This window comes from Psychroserpens sp. Hel_I_66 (genome assembly GCF_000799465.1).
Lineage (GTDB): Bacteria > Bacteroidota > Bacteroidia > Flavobacteriales > Flavobacteriaceae > Psychroserpens.
Genome location: NZ_JUGU01000001.1, coordinates 88555 through 110053, shown reverse-complemented (window position 1 = coordinate 110053; position 21499 = coordinate 88555). Strand labels below are relative to the sequence as shown.

The following is a 21499-nucleotide window of genomic DNA, read 5'->3' as shown; positions in this document are numbered from 1 at the left end:
TCAAGAATATATATCGAAAGGACAACTAAAAATATGAAAGACTCTTTAATTCATTTTATTTCACAGTTCGACAAATTCACCCAAGAGGAAATCAATGCTATTGTGGAAAACACTCAATTGGAGAATTTCAAAAAAGGAACTACAATTTTAAGAAAAGGTCAAATCTGTACTAAATGCTTTTTTGTTATAGAGGGATGTCTCCGACAATATCAAATAGTCAACGGAGAAGAAAAGACAACAGCATTTTTTTGTGAAGGAGAAGCTGCAGTTCTATATTCCAGTTATTTAGAAAAAAAACCTTCAAAATATTATTTATCAACAATTGAAAACTCCATTTTAACTACAGGAACTAGAACAGCAGAAAAGGAATTACATAAAAAATATCCAAAACTTAAAAACTTGATAAACACTTTAATGCCTAACGATTATGTCAAATCTCAAGAACATATCGAATTACTTAGCCATTATAGTCCTGAAGAAAGATACAAGACAATTTTAAAAAACCGTCCTGAACTTCTCAATAGAATTCCTTTGCATTTAATTGCGAGTTATATTGGAGTTACTCCTGAATCACTTAGTAGAATAAGAAAAAGGATTTTAACAAAGCAAAAATCCGAATAAATTCAATGATGCGCTTATCTCAGTTTAATCTCTTTCTTGTAAAATCGTAAAAGAACAAACAGACATATTAATCCAACTAAAAGTTCGACAAACAAAGCTATTTGAAGTGGTTCGCTTGGAAAGCCATCAAATATAATACTAATTATACGAGACAATCCATACGATAGATAGATTAAGCAAGATAATTGAATAGAATAAATTGTCAATTTAGAAAAAAAGGCTCCTAAAATAATTATTATTCCACTAACTAGCAATAGTCCATTTGGAGCCCTTATTTCGCTTAGTAAATTAATGTCCTTTCCGAGATTGATACCTGCAGACGCTTCAAAAGTAACTGGAGAAAATAAGAGAGAATATCCAATCCAAATCCCAATACTTCCAGAGATTATTAAAAATACTTTTATAAATATGTTCTTTTCCATTTTTAAATTATTTATTTATGCAAATATCGTTACGGAAAACAAAAATCACCTTGACTTAAGATAAGAAAGCTAAAAACGCACTACAACACCGTATATAATTTATTGCTAGCTTCTTGCCTACTTGCGAAAGTCCTTGCGGACTTTCTTGGTCGGTAATTATTCACTAAATTAGTTGCTTGAAACACGCAACAAACCATATACAACAACGTTGTAGTTAATTATGACCCGTCCTGAATAACGGCTACATAAATTATATAAATTTCAGCGGAATCTGTTGCTCGAAATATAAAAACTAGTTATAAATTTCGATTTTTTTTTTTGATTCTTAGATAATTAAAATTGAAAAACTAATTTTCATGAAAATTTTATTGAAAATTGTTCATACTAATGAGTGTTCAAATATCAAGTTCAAAAAAGATAGCAATAAAACCTTGAAATTCGTAACCACAAATAATTTGTGCATTCATAGATCTTTACAAATTCCAAGGTGAATCGAAATCTTGGTTATGATTTCGTTTGTCCTTCTCCAGATATTAAAATAAAAGTTAATTGTACAAAATGAAATCAAAAAGTTTAGAAAGACAAAAGGCTTCGGAATAAAAATCACTAGATCAACTTTAGGTTGTATCACATATATTTTTCTATCCTGCTGATGTATTTCTTGATCCCATACCCTAAAAAGGGGTGTTTTTGATAACATCTGTACTCAAAATGAGCTTAATTTTATTTTTTACTGTTGATGTGATATTTTTGTGATACAAATATATTACAAAAATTATTACAAATGAATTTCAATATAACTTATTTAAAAAAGCATAACTTCATACTATAAAATCGAGATCTGTACTCTTTCCATTCTCAATAAAATCTTCCAACACGTTTTCATTCAATAAAAATTTCTCCAACTCATCGCAGTTGAATTTTTTGTCATTATTGTAGGACTTATGAAATTCAAAATGATCCCCATCATAACCCACCCCCACTCTAACAAAAAGCAAATTATTCAGAACTTTATCAAATTCCCGCACTAAATTTTCAGGAAGGTACTTATCAATTCTTTTTAATGTTTTGACATAACGTTCTAAACTATTTTTTTCCACTTCACGCTTACTATTTTCGCGTTTTTTATAGATCCAGACTATCAGTTGCAAAAATTCCCTTGATAACAAAAAGTCTTCTCGTTCCGATCTTAGTTTATCTTGGTTACAATAACTTCCATTGTGGACAGCTTCCAATAGATCGCGGAGATATTTGGAACTGGTCACATTCTCTTTCTCAGCCTTGGCAATGATTTTCGCTTTTAATACTTTCGGTATTCTAAAGTTAAGCGTTGTATCTTCATCCGTGATTGATTTTTTAGTATTCATTTATGTCGATTTAGATCACTATAATTGTAAGTTAAACACAGTTTTTAGAAGGAACCTCTCAGCCTCATCTCCTGTAATGAGTATTTTCTTTTCGTTGCTTCTCGGTTTAGCTAGCTTCTTGAATATACGCTCTGTCCGTGACTTGTCACCAGTTACAAAATCAGGTATATCAAATATATTTTTTATGTTTAATTGAGGGTTATCAAAATAATTTTTTGTTTGGTCCGGAACAGGGAAATGCTCTTGAATATAATCCCAATGCTTATCAAACGCTGCTTTCTGGATCTCAAATGATCTTATGGTCTCTTCACTACAATTGAAAACATCCTCCTTGACATGCTCTGCCATCCAATTGGACACATGTCTGTAAAATGCAACGCTCAGGGAATATCTTTCTGAAAGAAAATGGAAAGCTTTAGGGCTTAGCCCAGCTTTCATATCCAGTAGCTCATAGATGTTCTCATCCAAGGATGCAGTTTTGCCCAACATATAAAAACTTGATGCACCGTTATCAAGTATATAATTATGCCCGTTCTTACGCATTAGGATGACAGTATCGAAAACGGAATCGAATTCCTTGTCCATCCACTTGATATCCTGATCAGCCCACAACTTCCGAGGTAGGTAGAATATGAGTGGCTTATACAATTTATGTATTAATTCACCGTGCTTTTCTTTTAAGGGCTTTTCCAATATATTGATTTAGGATTTTATTAATTCAGAATAATCATCAGGAAACTCAGCATCAATATCACGCAGGTATTTTTCAAGTGCCTTCATGGAAGAATGTCCTGTTATCTGCATCAGTTTACTCTTGGCCTCAAATGGTGATGAGCCCTTTACAAGTTCCCTGTATAATTTTGTAATGTATGTATGCCTGAAGCTATAAAGGCCATAATCTGCTCCCAAATTAAATGGGTCTTTGACGACCCGCTTGAACCGTTTGGAAAAGTAGTCCCTTTTATTGCTCAGCTCTGCATCCCATACTCCACCTATGCCATCTGGCGTAAAAAAACTGTGCTCCTTGTTCATCTTGGAAAGATCTGGGAGATCCTGTAATAGAATATCGGGAATGATCTTCGTTTTCAATGGACTGTTCTTTGCCTTGAACTGTATGCGCTTGTTCTTGATGTCCAAATCGCCCACACGCAATCTACAGGCCTCTATGGGTCTCAAAAAATTGTAGGAGATGAACTTTATAAAGAGCAATAAGGTTTCGTCCGTTTTCTCTAGATGTTCGAAAATAGTTCTCTGTTCTTCCTGTGAGTACGTTCTGTTTCGTTGCGGTACGGATTTTAGAACAGGTATTTTTTTTATATAATTAGACTGTATGATATCGTTGTCCTCCAATACCTGCATGATACTGCTTAAATCTGTCCTGTAATTATTACGGTTTCTGGGACTGGTCTTATCTAGGATATGGTTCAAAAAATCAATTACTATCTTTTTGTCAATGTCTGTAATGTCCTTCACTTCGGGATGGTTCTTCTCGATCCACACCAAAAAATTCTTCAAACGATTCTCGTAGCTCCGCCTGGTAGTGTCACTGATAAGTTTTTCCTTATATTTTAAACCTATCTTGAACGCTTCATCATAGGGCATTGTCACCGTCATAGAACCATCTACCGTTTCAGGGTCAACTGGTCTCTTAGACGTTTTAGAACCGATATCCTGGCCTTTGTTCGACTTTCCCTCTTCACGCTCCTTGTATCGCTTTGTGTTATCTTCAAAGGGATTGAAACCTTCTTTTAATAAACTTAAAAGTTTGGACCTGTAAACGTTTAAAATGGCGAGGCGGTCTTCCTTTGTGTTATATCTATTGGCTCCTCCATAGATATTGTTCATGCGCTGGAGTCTTCCGGTATCGGGATTTCGATAAGAGTAATGGACATGCCAACGCTTATTTAAATTCCCATTGGCAATATAGATTTTTGGGGCTGAAAAATTTTTCTTTTTTTGCAAACTGTGTTCTCGAATGTGTTCGTTACCGTGTTCATTTGCAAGATAGGAATTTAAACTAAACATAAAAAAAATGGTTTTGAATAAACAAAACCATTGATTTTAAACGAATTACATCTAGTAGCGGGAACTGGACTCGAACCAGTGACCTTCGGGTTATGAGCCCGACGAGCTACCTACTGCTCTATCCCGCGATTTAAACAAAAAATGACTTTCTTAGCTTTTAACTTTCGGTTCATAATGCCGACTCAATCATTTTGGGACTGCAAATATAATAGCTTTTTTAGATATTACCAATTAAATTTAGAGAAGATTTGAAATGATTTTCTATTTTTACTTTTTCTTTATTAAATGAAGATCAAGTGGAAGAAATCCCAATTTTATTCCAAAGATATTATTATATAAAAAAGCTCCCAATTTTTTTAATATTGAGAGCTTTCTTTATTAGGTTATTTATATTACTGTCTAGTCGTCGTCTTCAGTATCTAAAGTTGCAATGACGCTTCTTCCTGAAAGGTTAACATAATCAAATTGCTTTAAACCTGGGAGTTGTTTTCTAAGCTCAACCAATTCTCCCTTAAAATCATTATTGCCTAAAACCAGCACTTTTAAGTTTGTAAGATTGGCCATTTGATTTGGTAAATTTCCGTAGAATGAATTGTTTGAAATAATTAATTCTTCTAGGTTCGTTAATTCACAAATGGAGTTTGGCAAGGTTCCGAAGAAATTATTTTCAAAAATACTTAAGATTTTTAATCCTTTTGCTTCGGAAATCGTCGAAGGCAATTTACCAGAAATTTGGTTGCTACTCAATAGCAATTCTTTCAAGTTCTTTAAATTTCCAATTGACTTAGGAAGTTCCCCTGTCAACTCATTATTATATAATTCTAATGTATTTAAATTTGCCAAATCACCAATTGAAGAAGGAATTTGACCTTCAATATTATTCATGAATAGTTTTAAATGTCTTAATGATTTTAAAGCGCCTATCTCTTCTGGTAAAGGATTGGTAAGCATGTTAAAACCTAGATTTAAACTGGATAGTGATTGTAAGTTTTTTATTGTTGATGGGATACCTCCTGAAATTTTATTTCTAAACAAGTTGATATGTCTCAAGTGAACTAAATCGCCTATCTCTTGCGGTAAAACGCCACTTAGATTATTAAATTCTAAGTTAAGCGCAATTACCTTATCACCCTTTACTGTAACGCCATGCCACTCTTTTACAGGCTTTTTTAAATCCCAAGTTGTTCTCCAAAAAGAACCGTTTGTTGAGTAATATATGGCTTTTAAAGCTTCTTTCTCTTTTGTCGAAACACTACCAAAGGATAATAATGTAACAATACAGAATAGGAATGTTAATTTAATAGTTTTCATACTTGATAGATTGGGCTGAGGGAGGTGTTTCTATTACGAATGTAAGAGAATATACGTTATATGACAATTATTTTCGATGAAGTGCAGTGTCGTTTATCGAAAAAATATTAATTAACTGATATACAGTAATTTAAAAAACAACTATTGTTCAATATTTTCTGCAGAAAAACTTGTTATCTCTTGATTTTCAGTATAAATATCTACTTGTATCGGGTTGCAGCACACCTCACAATCTTCAATATATTTTTGATGGGATTGGGAAATATCAATAAGCATAGATATTGATTCCCAACAATACGGACATTGAAAAAAATACTCTTCCATCTTAACTTTTCTTCGGAATTTAAAATTCTACATTTAGTAATTCTCCGCTTAGCTGAAGAACGGTTAACTCAGATAACTTGGCATCGTATTTTGCTTGGTTACGACTCAGCTCTGCATTTAGCAAATTAAGTTGTGCCTGTCTAAATTCTATAGATGTTACTTGACCTATTTTGAATTTTTCTTGAGTTCTTTCAAAATTATTTTGAGAGGTTCTAATATTGTTTTCCTGTACCTGGAAGATGACCAATTTATTTTGATAATCGTCCCAGGCATTATTAAAATTACGCTCAATATCAATAACCAATTGTTCTTTTTGAAGCTTTTGGTTTTCTAAAATAATCTTAGAATTTTTGACCTGTGTCAATGCACTCCCTCCATCAAAAAGATTCCAAGTCAAATTTACACCTGCAGAAACCCCAGAGTTTGTACTCTGCAAAGTAAATGCTAACGGACTATTATTTGAAGATTCATTCCAACCATAAGACCCTACCAAACCAATAGTTGGCAGAAATTGAGCTTTATTTGTTTTAATATCAAATTGGCTAATATTAATGTTTCGTTCTGCCTGTAGCAACGTCACATTATTATTTTTAGTTTGTTCCAGAAGTTCATCCTTATTTAACTGCAATAAGAAATTCAAATTGGTATCTACAGTGTATTCTTCAGAAATTTGATTACCCAAAATTACATTTAAATCACGCTTTGTATTGATTAACTCTTGCTTTGCATTTATCAAGTTGATACTATCGTTGTTAATATCTACTTCTGCGTTTAAAACATCCAGTTTAGTATTTTGACCATAGTCAAATTGATAACCTGCTCTAGTTAATCTATTCTTTGAAATTATTAAGGTTTCGCGCAAGGCATCTGTATTTTCTGAAAGTTGAGCAACTGTATAATATACAGAAAACAATTGCAACATCGTAGTTTCAATCGTTTCGCGAGCCTCTAGTTCACTCAACTGATACTCTTCTTTTAAGCGCTTATAATTGTACAAACGACCCAACCCATCAAAAAGTGTATAATTCAAATTCACAGATGCGTTGTAACGTCTTGTCTCTGCGCCTTCAGCTACTCTAGTTTCTCCATTTGCCAATTGACCTTCAGAGTTGTTGACATCTATACTGGCTCCTGCAAGTCCTGTGAGCGTTGGTAAGTAACCAGAGTTTAGAATACTTGTATTATTCTCTGCAACATCGGTTGTGTTGTTTGCAATTTTGATTCCGTAGTTATGCTCTAAAGCCAGCTCAACTGCTTCCTCTGTAGTTAAAAGTTGTTGTGCGTTGGCGAGCATTCCGAAGAAAAATAAACTAAAAAATAAATTGTATGACCTATAGTTTTTAATGTTCTTCATCAATTTTTTGTTCTTTTATGGCGCGTTCTACATCTTCTTTTGCTATTCTATTTCCTGTAATCAACCACTTTTTATTCGTCTTAAAACTGTTTGCTGCAGATAATAAAACAGGTAAAATCACCAAGGTTAAAATCGTAGCGATACCAATCCCATAGGCAATAGAAATAGCCATTGGTTTTAAAAATTGTGCTTGCCTACTTTTTTCTAATAATAGTGGCGCAATACCAGCTATTGTTGTTAATGATGTTAAGAAAATAGCTCTAAATCTTGCTCTTCCAGATTCGTAAAGCGCTTCCTCAAACTTCATTCCCGATTTTAAATAGGCATTAAATTTACCAATTAGAACTAACCCATCATTAACCATAATCCCAATTAAGGCAATAATCCCTAAGGCAGAAAGTATGTTGATTGGAAAATCGTGAAACCAATGTCCCCAAGCCACAGCAATAAAACTGAACGGGATTAATAAAATCAACATTAAAGGCTGACTATAACTTCGGAAAGTAAATGCAATGACTACATAAATTAAAAATATAACCACAGGTACCGTTGTTTCTGCAGATTTTGTCAATTTACCTGCCTCACGATTTTGTCCTTCATAAGAGACGCTTACGGTTGGATATTTTGAGAGAATTTCTGGCATTACGGTATTCTGGATATCTAGTAGAATCTCTGCTGCGCTACCGTTAGGATCTTTTAAATCTGCATTTACCTGAATTTCACGCTGACCATTTAAATGACTGATACTCTCATCTCCTCTTTTAATTGTATAGGTTGCAATTTCACCAAATGGGACTCGTTGTCCTAATGGTGATACGATACGCATATCATCTAGATCATTAATCGAGGTACGGTTGGTTTTATCATATCTTACCCAAACTCTAATTTCGTCTTGTCCTCTTTGAAAACGTTGCGCTTGCAGTCCAAAAAAACCTGCCCTTACTTGGCTCATCACCTCTCTTAGGTTTAAACCCAGTGCATAAGCAGTTTCATTTAATTCTATATTGATTTCCTTAATCCCTTCTGGATCTGTATCTGTGATATCTGCCAATAATGAGTTTTGATCTAAAGTTTCCCTCAACTCTTGTTTGGCAAGTTTAAGCTCATCGGTATTATTTCCCAATAACGAAATGGATACTGGAGAGCCACCAAAGTTACCACCAGAACCAAAAGTCAATCGCTCTACACCGTAAACATTTCCAACTTCATCCCTAATGGCGTTTGTAATTTCTGGAGAACCAAAGTCGCGCTCTTCTCCTGGCAACAGATTGACGTTAAGACTTGCTTTATTATTACCTGGACCAACACGTTTTATGATATTTTCAACCACTTGCTTGTTTCCAGATTGTTTTTCTGAAAACGTCTCATTAACACGCCATGCTGCATCTTCTACGAGGGAAATAATAGAATCTGTAATTTTTGGGTTGGTTCCTTCTGGCATTAATAAGTCGATACTAACCCGATCACTTGCAATACTCGGGAAGAATGCAGTTTTTATTACTCCGCCTTTATTTGCACCTACTGTTAAAATCATCAAAGCTAGTAATATAGCGAATGTTATAAAACGTTGATTTAGTGCAAATCTTAAAACCGGACTATATAGATTGTCCCGACAATACACCATGAACCTATCTCCGTATTCATTGATCTTACGAAGCTTTAAAAACACTTTAGCTATTCCCTTTTTTTCTCCCTTTTCTTCCGAAGACATATTTACCAAAGCCTTAGAATGTGCAATATGCGCTGGTAAAATAATTAGAGCTTCTATTAAAGAAACGATTAAAGTTAAGATAACCACAACCGAAACTTCGCTAAAAAAATCACCTATTCTACCTTCTAAAAACAGAAATGTGGAAAAGGCTAAAACTGTTGTTATAATCGCTGATAGAATTGCAGGCAAGACCTCCATCGTACCATCTATGGCAGCTTGTATTCTTGGTTTGCCCTGCTCGTAATGTTGATAAATATTTTCTGCGATAACAATACCATCATCTACCAAAATACCAATAACGATAATCATCCCAAAAAGAGATAACACGTTAATAGTAACTCCAAATTGTGCTGCAAAAACAAACATTCCCAAAAAAGCAACCGGTAAACCGAAAGCCACCCAAAAAGCCAATCTTGTATTTAAGAATATAGATAAAAATAAGAGCACCAAGAAAATTCCCATGGCTCCATTTTCTAAAAGTAGTTGTGTTCTTTCGTTTAGTCTAATTGAAGAATCACTAACCACATCAATTTTAATTCCCGTATATTTTTGGTTAAACTCAACAATATACTCATTGACCTTATCTGCTGTTGAAATAAGATCTTCACTATTGGTATTGGTGATTTCTATATTAACAGCAACATTACCATTAAAATAGGAGGCATTTGGTGTTTCTGAAAAACGATCCCTTACCGTGGCAACATCTTGTAATCTCACGATAGTTCCATCATCTTGAGCCCTAACCGATATGTTATTTAGGTCATCTCCATAATAGGATCTATTATTAGCTCTAATTAAATAATCTTCATCATCTGTTTTAATATTTCCACCTGTGGTTAAAATATTAGCTTGGGATACTGCTGCTGCAACCTCTGCAAAAGTGAGATTATAAGCCAACAAATCATTTTCCCGAACCGCAATTTCTATTTCCTCTTCAGGGTAACCGGTAATATTAATTTGCGAAATACCTTCCATGGCACGAAGGTCATTTTCAATATTTCGCCCTATTTGTTTTAAAGCTACAAGTTCAATATTTTCACCGCTTACAGAAAAATCGATTGTTTGTCTAATTCGTTCTTGTTTGGCAACCACCAAAGGCTCCATTCCGGTAGGAAAATTGGGTACGCGATCTACAGCGTTTTTAACCTCTGCCACCATATCGTCGATATCTTCGTCACTTTCAATCTCAACGGTTATGCTTCCTCCGTTTTCTCGTGAAGTGGAAGTCACACGCTCAACACCAATTAGACCTTTAAGGTTATCTTCTATTTTGAGCACGACACCTTCTTCTATCTCTTCTGGCGCTGCACCTGGATACGAAATGTTTATTGAGATAATTTCTGCCTCTTGTAATGGAAAGAACGAGGATTGAAGACGCATCATTCCTAAAACACCAAAAATGAGAAAAGCGATAATAATTATGTTTACCGCAACGTCATATTTAATAAAATACGCAATAACTTTTCTCATGTTATTCTTCTGTATTTGTTGCTTCGGAAGTATTTGACTCCTCATTTATCTTAACCAACATACCTGCATAAGCACCGGGAACAGATTTTGACAGAATAACCGTATTGTCTGGTATGCCTTTTACAACAACATCCTTTGGTGAAAAATAAACAGGTTCTACTTTTATAATATCCAGAATACTATCTTTTATAATGAAAATTTCAGATTGGTCAACCAACAATTTTCGTGATAGTTTGTAAGCATCAGGAATTTCTTTAGCCTCTAATTGCGCCTCTAAATACATCCCTTCTTTTAAATCATTTCCTTTTACTTCAACAAAAACAGTTACCGTTTGGGTGGCTTGATCAATACGACCATTGATTCTTGAGACTGTGCCTGTATAATTGGTCTGTTTATCTAGAGTATTCAAGGTGACGTTTTCTCCAATTTTTAATAAGTCGCTAAAGGTTTTGCTTATAGCGAGCTCTAACTCATAAACAGAGGTATCTATAAATTCACCCAACTTTTGTCCAGGCCTAACTAAAGTGCCTTTATTCACTAAACCCTCTGTTAAAATACCATCATATGGTGCATACATTCTATATTTTGAAAGACGCTGTTCTAAGTTTTTTACGTTGTAGTAGGCCGATTGCACTCCTCGACCGGTAATGAAATAATTGACTTTTTCAATATCAGATGTTGGTAATTCTGCGATACTGTTGTTCATGTCAAATTTCCGAAGATAGGTTTCCCATATTGGAAAAGCTTCTGGATAATCCAATCTTAAATCTGGCATTAGCGATGTGATTAAATTATACAACTCGCTCTTTGCAGATTGCACTGATGCATAATATTCATTAGAATTTATACGAATGAGCAACTGTCCTTTTTTATACGGTTGTCCTGCTTTAAAATCTTCGGAAGAATTCTCGAATACACCTTGAACTTCAGAATAAAGTTCTAATCTATCTTTTGCAACAAGATTACCATTTGCAGGTATAGTGATAGGTACAGTAGAGTTTTTAACCGTATCAACAAATACCGTCTTTACGACCTTTGCAACTTCTGGCTTTACCTTTTTATTACTTTTAACGATTAAATAGGCTCCAAAAACCGCTGCCAAGATAATAACAGCACCAATTGCAAATAATAGTATTTTTCTCATTGAATAACGTTTGAAGGTTAGCTCTAGTTTTTTAACTTGATTAGGGTTTAAAACAAAGAATAAGCTACAAAAATATCGTTTTGACAATGATTAGCAGTTAAAAAAAACTTAAAAGGAATTTGAGTTTAGGATAATTCTTCTAACTCGTATTGAATATGTTCCCAGTCTGCCATTAATTTTTTAAGCTTTTCTTTTTTCTTTTGGTATCGATCAAAAAAGTTTTGATCGGAAACAGTAGCATCATAGTTAGTCGCCAATTCTACATCATCTGTTTTAATATCTTTTTCTAACTGGCTAATTTTAGACTCTACATTACTCAATTTGTTATTGAGAGATTTGAGTTTTTTTTGATCTTCGTATGATTGTTTGTTGGTTTCTTTAGGTGTGTTTTTTACTACAGTTCTTTTTTCTACTTCCCTTAAGTTTTCAACATTACGTTGTTCTAAATAGAACTCAATACCTCCTAAATATTCTTTGATTTTTTGATCTTTGAATTCATAGATGTTTTTTACCAAACCTTGCAAGAAATCTCTATCGTGAGATACTAAAATTAATGTTCCCTCAAATTGTTTCAAAGCTTCTTTGAGCACATTTTTAGACTTTATATCTAAATGGTTTGTTGGCTCATCCATTACCAAAACGTTAAGCGGTTGGAGCATTAGTTTTGCAAGTGCCAATCTATTGCGTTCTCCTCCAGAAAGTACACGAACATATTTTTCTACCTCGTCGCCTCTAAACAAAAAAGATCCTAAAATATCTCTAACTTTACTTCTGTTTTTTTCATTGGCAGCATCGATCATTGTATCAAGTACTGTTTTGGTACCATCGAGATACTCTGCTTGGTTTTGGGCAAAATATCCAATTTGCACATTGTGCCCTAGTTTTAAATCACCTTTATGCTTAAGTTCTCCAACGATAATTTTTGCAAGAGTGGATTTACCTTGTCCGTTTTGACCAACAAATGCAGTCTTACTATCACGTTCAATAAGCATGCTAATATTTGAGAGCACATGGTTATCATCGTAACTTTTAGATATATTTTCTGCCTCTATCACCACTTTTCCTGGAGTGATTGATACGGGGAAATTTAAGTTCATTACGCTATTGTCATCTTCGTCAACCTCAATGCGGTCCATCCTGTCCAGCTTTTTTATAAGAGATTGTGCCATTGTTGCCTTACTGGCTTTGGCCCTAAACTTTTCAATAAGTTTCTCGGTTTGCTCTATTTGCTTTTGCTGGTTTTTTTGAGACGCTAATTGCTGTGCTTTGATCTCGTTACGCAAGACTAAAAATTTGGTGTATGGTTTTGGATAATCGTAAATTCTTCCGAGGGAAATTTCAATAGTACGATTGGTCACATTGTCTAAAAACATTTTATCGTGAGACACGATAACAACAGCCCCAGAATAGCCTTTCAAAAAGTTTTCCAACCAAATAATAGATTCTATATCCAAATGGTTTGTTGGCTCATCGAGCAATAAAATATCATTATTCTGCAATAATAATTTTGCAAGCTCAATACGCATTCTCCAACCTCCAGAAAATGTATCTGTTAACTTATCAAAATCTTCTCGTTTAAAACCTAAACCTTGTAATATTTTTTCGGTTTCGCCTTGATAACTGTATCCTCCAATGATTTCGTATTTATGTTGAATGTCATTAAGGTCAATCATTAATTGATTATAACCTTCACTTTCATAATCGGTTCGTTCTGCGAGTTGGATATTAACATCTTCCATTTGAGACTCCAAATCTTTTATTTCCTTGAATGCCTCATAGGATTCCTCGAGAACCGTTTTTCCGAAGATGAAATCAATATCCTGCTTTAAAAACCCGAAACTCAAGTTTTTATCTGCAGCAATTTGTCCAGAATCTGGTTCGAGTTCTTTAGACAAAATTTTGAGCATCGTAGATTTACCTGCTCCATTTTTACCAATCAAGCCAATACGGTCACCAGGACTGAGTTTAAATGTGATGTCCTCGAATAAAAATTCGCCTTGAAATGATATGGAAAGATTATGAATATTAAGCATAGTTTTTTCTAATATTAGAATTACAATAAACATTGTAATTACTTTCTAGATGATCAACAATTAAATTAATTTTAACGTCTATAAAGACGACAAAAGTAAACAAATTTATATCATGTTAAAAGGCACAACAATTTACAGCATTATTACAGGAGCATGTCCAAGATGTCACCAAGAATCGATGTATAAAACAAAAAATCCATATGTTTTGAGAGATGTCTTAGATATCAATGATAATTGCTCTCTTTGTGGCTTGCAGTACAGACTTGAACCTTCATTTTTTTATGGATCAATGTATGTAAGCTATGGCGTTGGTATCGCTTTTGCGGTTGCTGCTTTTTTAATTACTTATTTGGGCTTTGAAACCTCTCTATTAACGTCATTCATTGCAATTGTAATCACTTTGGTTGTCTTTGGACCAGTGATCATGAGACTTTCTAGAAATATCTGGATCAATATGTTTGTTAGTTACGATAAGAACGTTGCTAAAAAATAATTTTGTCTTGTATCTTTTTCTTCGGAATTGAGCCTGTATTGATCACTTCTTGACTCTTTTGATATCTATCTCGGGATCTAACAATTCTCCTTTTTCGATATGGTTGAATAGCTGCTCTGCCACGTAAGGAGAAATCATAACGCCTCTTGTCCCTAATCCATTAAGCAAAAACACATTTTTATGATTTGGATGAGATCCAACTAATGGTCGTCTGTCTTTTGTAGTTGGCCTTATACCTGCAACTTGTTTAACGATTTCGAAATCACATTTGAGAATAGTTTTTAATTTATCTGTCAATTCTTCTTTTGCCCTTTCTGTAATGTCATGTGTTTTGTCATCTCGTTCGTAAGTTGCACCAATCCAAAATAGCTGATTACCCAAAGGAACTATAAATACGGAAGACTTCATTATGAAATCCATTTTTAAATCTGGAGCTTTGATTGTTAGCATTTCACCTTTTGTTCCGTTTAAAGGCAGGTTTTTAAAGAACGGATTTTTATTGATCCCGAAACCTTCAGCAAAAACGATATAATTTGCTTTTATATTTTTATACTGAATATAGTCTGACTCAAAAATTAAATCCTCATGGATAAAGTCCTCTTCCAACAGAAGATTGCTTTCATTAAGATACGCCTTGTAAGATTTTATCAATTGTGCGGTATCAATCCTACCAGAATGCAAGACTTCTCCAAAGCCAAGTAACGCATTGATATTATCATTTGTATTCTTGACCAGCTTAGTCGATAAAAATGTTTCTAAAACTGGCTTATCTGATGCTATGAACCATTCGTTTTGTTCTTCTACGGAAGTAAACCGTCTGTAAACCGGTAACTGATAATCTAATTTGACGTTTAGTAGTTGCTCAAGTATTTTATATTTTGGTAAAGCTAGATCTAGTTGTTCTTTTGCTTTCCAGACCTTTGTAAATCGCTTTAGAATAACTGGGTTGTATAATCCTGCTGCAACCACAGAAGATTTTTGTGATTGATTATCATAAACTACAAAACTTTTATTGGCAGTTCTCAATTTTTCGGAAAAAGCTATTCCTGCTAATCCACTACCAACGATGATGTAATCTACTTGTTTCACAATCTTTTGTTTTTTTTTTATTCTGGTTGCAAATGTAAAGAAGATCTTTTGACAATGGATTGACTGGTCTTAAAAGTTTTTAATTTCCGAAGGTATAAAACAAAAAAAACGCCCACTTTAAAAGTGAGCGTTTTGATATCATTTATTATTCTCTTAGTAATTCCACATGTCTTGCTCGAAGTTACGAATCTTGTCCTTAATACGATCTGACTCTAAAAGTTGCATAAGTGCATTATCTGCAATATACTCTTTAACTTCTCTATCACCATACACATTTTCTTCTTTGTACATATAACCATTAAAACGTCTTGAGTTTAATAAGTGATCAAAAGTCAATGGCATTGCACTGTTTTTGTTATTAAACGCTTTTGCTTCGTGGAGTACTTCTCTAACTTCTGGATAGAACACCCAAAATAAAGCATTTGGCATTTTTTGAGCCTCGTCTTCAGAATCCAAAAAGTTAACATCTGGAGCTGCAGGTGCAAGTCCCAATATTCTATACTTTAATTCTCCGTGACGTTTGTCAAAATACCATAATCCTTTAACTAAATAAGCACTAATATGGTAAGCTTCAATATTTGTTGTTGTGATATATTCAGGATCTACATAACCATCAGCATTTAATTGATCATAACCAATATCTAAAGTGTCTACTTTAGTTGTGATGTCCTTAAGTTCCTTCATGGTTCTCTTTTGAGAAAAATAAGAATCATTATAAACGTTTTCTATCTTTCCATCTTTAACCGCTTTAATCAATGTATGATAAAGAGATCTTCTTTCTCTACCAATATTATTGGTATCTACAGGAAAGTATAATGGAAAATTCACACGCTCATCTAAAACCACTTTTTCCCAAGTCATTTTAGAGAACAGAATGTCTCTATCATCAACATAACCATATTCTAATGGTTTATCAGAATCTAATGCTAGTTGCGCTTCTGTTTTAACACCAACCTCTGTAGGCTTTTTGGCATTTAAAATATTTGCCTGAGAACACATACTGGATGTTACAAAAACTGTGGCAATGATTGATAATAAAAATTTATAATTCATCTTTTTAATTTTAATTTGGGTTATTATTAAAGGTTGATTAGTTGGTCAACTCAATAACAAGCGGTGTAGCTGGTTTAATAGCTGGTCCATTACTTCTTGATTTGATATCAAAAATTTGAACTTGTGATCCACGAGGAGCACTTCTAAGAGCTGATTTTGCAGCACCACTTAACTTATTTCCAGAAACAGTTACCGATGGCTTACCTTCTACTTTCATCTTAAATCCAGTTACGGTTAGAGGCAAATCGAAATCGAAATCTTCTAGAACTGCATTGATTGTACCAATCTCCACATTGTTTCTAGGTAAACTAGCTGTACCTATTTGACCTGCAATTTGACCTGAAGGCTTAGGAATATCTTTAATTCTGAAGATCGCTTTATCACTAACTTTGGTACCATCGTCTAAAGTCGCAGTAACATTAATTGCTACTTCTCTACCTGATGTAGGAACCATATTATATTTACCCATACCAGAACCTTTACTTAAACCAGCACCAGAAGCTGCTACTTTATTATCAGGAACACCTGCAAAGGAAATTGTCATTGGGTTAGTAACTCCACGATAAACAACGTTCATTTTATCTGCTGAAATTGTAGCAGAATTTGGACGAGGTACAACTACATAATTTCCAGTAATAGGAATTTCTAAAGGCTTACCGTCTTCCAAAAATGTAAACGTACCGTCGATTTTTTGTTCTCCAACGCTACCAACATTAAAATCAAGACGTGCAGCACCAGTAGAATCAATAGCATTTTCAAGATCAACAGACTGACCTCCAATACTTAATCCTGTAGGTGTTACGTTAGCATATTTTCCTAAAACAACTTTTCCTTGAAATTTCTCTCCTGCAAAAAATGCAGATTTATCAGCAATTACAATTGCAGTATAATTTTTAAGAGAAACAGCTTCATCTAAAGTGTTACCAAGAAATACGTTAAACATATTCGCCTCAGTTACCTTAACGTCATTTTGTAATGCTGTTAATTTAGTATAAGAAGCAATTGCTGGAAATCCTTTAAAATGATAATCTAACCAGTCTATTTTCTTTCCATCTTTATTTTCTTCTGGAGCAGTACTAAATCTATTTTCAAAGTTTTCAATAGCTTTGTTGTACTTCACATCGTTACCAATGATTTCTTTAACCCTAGTTTTATAGGCATTAATTCTAGCCATTACAGCCTCACCTTCTTTGGTTAATCTATCACCTGTAAACCACATTTCATCAAGAATATCGGTTTTATCCATTGCCTCAAAAGGAAGTTTCCCTGTCTTTGGATCAATTTGATAATCACCTTTCTTTAAAAGTTCAACTTTTAAACTCTCTATGTATTTGTAGAATTCATCAGATGCAGTGCTTATTTCTTTTGCTTTATTTGCAGCTGTTGCAAACTCAGCTGGTTTTTCTTCTGCTTTAACTTCTAAGTTAGCGAGTAACTTTTCGTTCATATCAGATGTAACCACATTTGCCCTTGCAAATTTAGCTTCCATTAAACCGAAAGCAGATAATACTTCTTTCGACATGTTCATAGCCATCATTGCAATGAAGACCAAGTACATTAAGTTAATCATTTTCTGCCTTGCAGATAATTTTCCTCCTGCCATGTTAATTAGTTTTTTTTAGTTGTTAATAAATTAATTATAGTTTAAAAACTAATTAGTTTTTGTTCATTGCAGATAACATTCCTCCATAAACACCATTTAATGATGATAAGTTAGATGCTAATGATTTCATTTGTTCTTTTAATTTTTCAGCATTTACAACAGACTCTTCATTAATTGCAGCCTGACGATTAGCAGCATCCATTTGTACTTTGTACAAACTGTTTAAAGATTCCATTTGTGCAGCAGCTAAAGACATTTCTTCGCTGTACTTCTTTTGAGAAGCCATAGCATCAACCGTTGGGCTAATTCCTTTTGCAGCACCTTCAAAGTTTTTAATGCTAGATCCTAAGCTTGCCATTAATTCACCATCAATCTTAGCTTCCTTCAATAAATTGTCTAATTTTTTTGATAATAAGCCTTCAGCATCTTTAGGCTCTTCTTTTAACGCTTTTCTAGTAGTTGTTGCTCCTCCTGCTAACTCTGGATATACTAAAGACCAATCTAAATCTGATTGTTGTCTCTCAAATGCAGAATATGTAAATACCAAGGCCTCAACAATCATCCCAATAGTTAAAATCAACGAACCTCCTGGCCAATGTTGAATTTTAAATAAAGCTCCAAGTATTACGATTGCAGCTCCTAGCCCGTAGACCATATTAGCGATTGTGATTTTTCCTTTCTGTGCCATAATTTTAGTTTTTTTTGATTTAAGTTAGTTTTTTAACTTAATTAGATTAATATTTAGTTTTAGTTAATGATTTAATTTTAGTTTGTTGCTGAGTTTTTAGTCACCTCAGTTCCCATATAGTCCTGGACAGTTCTAAAGCCAATGTAGCTTCTTGCAGAATCTGCATATTCATAATCCCTAGAACTTACTTGTAAGAAGTATGCAACGTCTTTCCAAGAACCTCCACGAACTACTTTACGCTCATTGTCTGGATTGTTAACATTAGGGTTAAATGATGCCATGTATTCATAAGATGCAGCGTCGTAAGACCCTTGTACCCATTCTGAAACATTACCAGCCATATTGTAAAGATTGAAATCGTTTGGCTCATAAGCATCAGCTTCTACAGTGTATAAAGCTTGATCTGCTGCATAGTCACCTCGTAATGGCTTAAAGTTCGCCATAAAACAACCTCTATCATTTTTAGCGTATGGTCCACCCCAAGGATATGTTGCACCTTGCAAACCACCTCTTGCAGCATATTCCCATTCTGCCTCAGAGGGTAATCTATATGAATTTATATTGTGTTGTCCTTTAGATTTTCTATACGCATTGTGATACAATGTTCTCCATTGACAAAATGCCTTAGCTTGTTTCCAAGATACACCAACTACTGGATAATCTCCATAAGCATCATGCCAAAAATAATCATTATGCATTGGCTCGTTATATGAATAAGAGAAATCTCTTATCCAAGCTGTAGTATCAGGATATACAGTTACTTCATCAGTAATTATAACGTCTTTACGACTTAAATTTCTGTTTTTAGCAGCTTTTTGAATGTCCATATATTTATACTGGAACTTAAATTTATTCACATCCCACGTACGTTGACCATTGTATGACTCTTCGATTGGAAGATACATGGTATCCATAACCTCAGCGTAATACTCATCTGGATAATCTGCAGTATCAAAAATCAAATCTACGTCTTTGTTAAGTTTTTTCCCTTCATAACCTGTAGGACCTAACCCACTATAGTTATTGTCCATATATTTTTCATATACAGTCATCTCTTCAGGATCTGCACCTCTAAATGCAAACTCTCCAATTCCTCCATTACCTGGAGCTTCACCAATTTCATCAGCAAGAATTGCTAATTTGGTTCTAATAGTAGAATCTCTTACCCATTCTACAAATTGACGGTATTCACTATTAGTGATTTCGGTCTCATCCATGTAAAAGGCTCTAACGGTTACAGTTCTAGTTGGAGCATCTTCAACTCCTGCTAAATCATCGTCAGATTTACCCATTATAAATGCACCACCTGGTACAAGCGTCATCCCGTAAGGTTTTTCTGGATGCCACTTCTTTCCTTTAACTCCAACAAGTTGTCCTCTGTCACCAGAGTTACAACTGACCATTAGGGCTAAAACAGCTGTTAATAAAGCAAACTTCTTAATATTCATAGAAACTCGAGGTTAAATTATTTAGTTGTAATTATGTGTTTATTCTGTGCTCAATTATTTTAAGGCAGTAAACATATTTATATATTTTGTAAAAACCAACTTTTTTTTAATATATTTTACACTTAATCCCATAAAGTTAACATTTCATCGATTAAAAAAATGTTAAAAAATTTATTAGAAACTATTCTTCTTATACGCCTTATACCACCTTTCTGGAATCTTACCATGACTAGCCTCTTTATAATCTTCATGCGTGCAAGGTAATAACGTATGCTTTTTTAATTTATTATTAACGTTTGGTAAAAAAGGTATTTCAATCCACCAACGACCAGTTTTAATACTCTTAAAAAATATTAATTCTTCATTATCAACGAGAACATTATATTTTTGATAGTTATTTTCATTTTTAAAGTCATCGTCATTTATTCTGCAATTGACACCTTCTATAAAGTACCATATTATTTGTGATATCAACATTGGTGTAGCATCTAGCTCATTAGTTTGCTTAAACTCATAAACGCCAAATGAAGATACTTTATTACTAATTCCTGCATATCTTGAAATAGCACAGATTTCTTTACCATTAAATCCATTTGGAGAAAATTTTTGTTTTGCACCAACTTCTGCTGCTCTCACAGCTTTAAGATCCATGGTAACTATATGCGCATCTCGCATAACGGGCTCTACTAAATTAATATTATGGGTAACTTCTCCTAGACGATATGCCTCAAAATACAGTTTATCCATCAAATCTATTTCCTCTTGAGAGTTAAAATAGGTTTGATATCCCACTACAGAATAATTAAAAAGATTATAGGGTTGTTCTAAAATTACTTTTCCGAGGAAACTATTATTTTTCATTTCTACGGAAGCGTCTCCAAGATCAAAATTACTGTCTACGTTTACGATATTAACCATTGGTGACATTGTATCGTAAGCTCTATAATTTGCGTATGTAATGTCTTGGCTACCTCCTATAATTATAGGAATCACCTTTTTTTCTATTAATACTGAAATTATTGTACGCAACGCATAATAAGTGTCTTCTATTGTTGCGCCAGCAGGAATATCACCTAAATCGGCTAAATTAGTATGCCAGTTTCCTGGAAACAGGGAATAAAGAGAAGTTCTAATTGTATCAAAACTTATGTCCTCACCCATGTAATTAACATCGTTACGATTTTCTTTAACACCTATGATGGCTAATTGCACACCATCTAAATCTGGAATTCCATTTTGAGAAGAGTGAATTTTAGTTTTTTTCCCCAACGCTTGCTCAGAAAGAAGCTCATTGTGAGCTAATACTGAATCTGAAACAGGAGACAAAAAATTAAAATTCATTA

General features: G+C 33.9%; 18 protein-coding genes and 1 tRNA gene. 2 read left to right on the top strand and 17 right to left on the bottom strand.

Annotated elements, in window-relative coordinates:
* The first annotated feature begins 33 nt into the window (after positions 1-33).
* Positions 34-621, top strand: coding sequence for a Crp/Fnr family transcriptional regulator (locus GQ40_RS00520; RefSeq protein WP_047544793.1), 588 nt, complete (start codon positions 34-36; stop codon positions 619-621).
* A gap of 14 nt (positions 622-635) precedes the next feature.
* Here the strand turns inward: GQ40_RS00520 and GQ40_RS00515 are convergent, their stop codons facing one another.
* The 11 genes from GQ40_RS00515 to GQ40_RS00460 all read right to left on the bottom strand — a co-directional run bounded on the left by GQ40_RS00515 (position 636) and on the right by GQ40_RS00460 (position 13782).
* Complete coding sequence (locus tag GQ40_RS00515) at positions 636-1043, bottom strand: DUF4345 domain-containing protein (protein WP_047544791.1); 408 nt, start codon at positions 1041-1043, stop codon at positions 636-638.
* A gap of 821 nt (positions 1044-1864) precedes the next feature.
* Positions 1865-2410, bottom strand: a complete 546-nt coding sequence (locus tag GQ40_RS00505) for a hypothetical protein (RefSeq protein WP_047544786.1) — start codon at positions 2408-2410, stop codon at positions 1865-1867.
* A gap of 18 nt (positions 2411-2428) precedes the next feature.
* A complete protein-coding gene (locus GQ40_RS00500) occupies positions 2429-2953 on the bottom strand; it encodes a hypothetical protein (protein WP_156115484.1) in 525 nt (174 codons plus the stop codon).
* A 159-nt stretch (positions 2954-3112) separates the two neighbouring features.
* Positions 3113-4255, bottom strand: a complete 1143-nt coding sequence (locus GQ40_RS00495; protein WP_197052639.1) for a tyrosine-type recombinase/integrase — start codon at positions 4253-4255, stop codon at positions 3113-3115.
* A gap of 235 nt (positions 4256-4490) precedes the next feature.
* Positions 4491-4563 (bottom strand) — tRNA-Met (locus tag GQ40_RS00490).
* A 271-nt stretch (positions 4564-4834) separates the two neighbouring features.
* Positions 4835-5746: a hypothetical protein gene (locus GQ40_RS00485; protein WP_047544780.1), complete on the bottom strand. Its 912-nt coding sequence runs from the start codon at positions 5744-5746 to the stop codon at positions 4835-4837.
* Positions 5747-5887: 141 nt separating this feature from the next.
* Positions 5888-6070 carry a CPXCG motif-containing cysteine-rich protein gene (locus GQ40_RS00480; RefSeq protein WP_047544778.1) on the bottom strand — a complete coding sequence of 61 codons (183 nt, stop codon included), beginning with the start codon at positions 6068-6070 and terminating at the stop codon, positions 5888-5890.
* Between the two features lie 19 nt (positions 6071-6089).
* Positions 6090-7424 (bottom strand): TolC family protein, encoded by a 1335-nt coding sequence (locus GQ40_RS00475; RefSeq protein WP_047544776.1) that lies wholly within the window; start codon positions 7422-7424, stop codon positions 6090-6092.
* The gene (locus GQ40_RS00470; protein WP_047544773.1) at positions 7411-10605 is read right to left on the bottom strand and encodes an efflux RND transporter permease subunit; all 3195 of its coding nucleotides are present in this window, start codon (positions 10603-10605) and stop codon (positions 7411-7413) included. The genes GQ40_RS00475 and GQ40_RS00470 overlap by 14 nt, the downstream gene beginning before the upstream one ends.
* A 1-nt stretch (position 10606) precedes the next feature.
* Positions 10607-11749, bottom strand: coding sequence for an efflux RND transporter periplasmic adaptor subunit (locus GQ40_RS00465; RefSeq protein ID WP_047551212.1), 1143 nt, complete (start codon positions 11747-11749; stop codon positions 10607-10609).
* A 125-nt stretch (positions 11750-11874) separates the two neighbouring features.
* Positions 11875-13782 carry an ABC-F family ATP-binding cassette domain-containing protein gene (locus GQ40_RS00460; protein ID WP_047551209.1) on the bottom strand — a complete coding sequence of 636 codons (1908 nt, stop codon included), beginning with the start codon at positions 13780-13782 and terminating at the stop codon, positions 11875-11877.
* 109 nt (positions 13783-13891) lie between these two features.
* Between GQ40_RS00460 and GQ40_RS00455 the strand changes: the two genes are divergently transcribed.
* Positions 13892-14275: a DUF983 domain-containing protein gene (locus GQ40_RS00455; RefSeq protein ID WP_047544772.1), complete on the top strand. Its 384-nt coding sequence runs from the start codon at positions 13892-13894 to the stop codon at positions 14273-14275.
* A gap of 42 nt (positions 14276-14317) precedes the next feature.
* On the opposite strand, the gene GQ40_RS00450 is transcribed toward GQ40_RS00455, so the two are convergent.
* The 6 genes from GQ40_RS00450 to GQ40_RS00425 all read right to left on the bottom strand — a co-directional run bounded on the left by GQ40_RS00450 (position 14318) and on the right by GQ40_RS00425 (position 21497).
* Positions 14318-15364 (bottom strand): NAD(P)/FAD-dependent oxidoreductase, encoded by a 1047-nt coding sequence (locus GQ40_RS00450; RefSeq protein ID WP_047544770.1) that lies wholly within the window; start codon positions 15362-15364, stop codon positions 14318-14320.
* A gap of 153 nt (positions 15365-15517) precedes the next feature.
* On the bottom strand, positions 15518-16417 hold the full coding sequence (gene gldN, locus GQ40_RS00445; protein ID WP_047544768.1) for a gliding motility protein GldN: 900 nt from the start codon (positions 16415-16417) through the stop codon (positions 15518-15520).
* 37 nt (positions 16418-16454) lie between these two features.
* On the bottom strand, positions 16455-18020 hold the full coding sequence (gene gldM, locus GQ40_RS00440; protein WP_047544766.1) for a gliding motility protein GldM: 1566 nt from the start codon (positions 18018-18020) through the stop codon (positions 16455-16457).
* Between the two features lie 52 nt (positions 18021-18072).
* Positions 18073-18708: a gliding motility protein GldL gene (gldL, locus tag GQ40_RS00435; RefSeq protein ID WP_047544765.1), complete on the bottom strand. Its 636-nt coding sequence runs from the start codon at positions 18706-18708 to the stop codon at positions 18073-18075.
* 77 nt (positions 18709-18785) lie between these two features.
* On the bottom strand, positions 18786-20156 hold the full coding sequence (gldK, locus tag GQ40_RS00430; RefSeq protein ID WP_047544762.1) for a gliding motility lipoprotein GldK: 1371 nt from the start codon (positions 20154-20156) through the stop codon (positions 18786-18788).
* Positions 20157-20330: 174 nt separating this feature from the next.
* Positions 20331-21497, bottom strand: a complete 1167-nt coding sequence (locus GQ40_RS00425; protein ID WP_047544760.1) for a formimidoylglutamase — start codon at positions 21495-21497, stop codon at positions 20331-20333.
* Between the last annotated feature and the right edge of the window lie 2 nt (positions 21498-21499).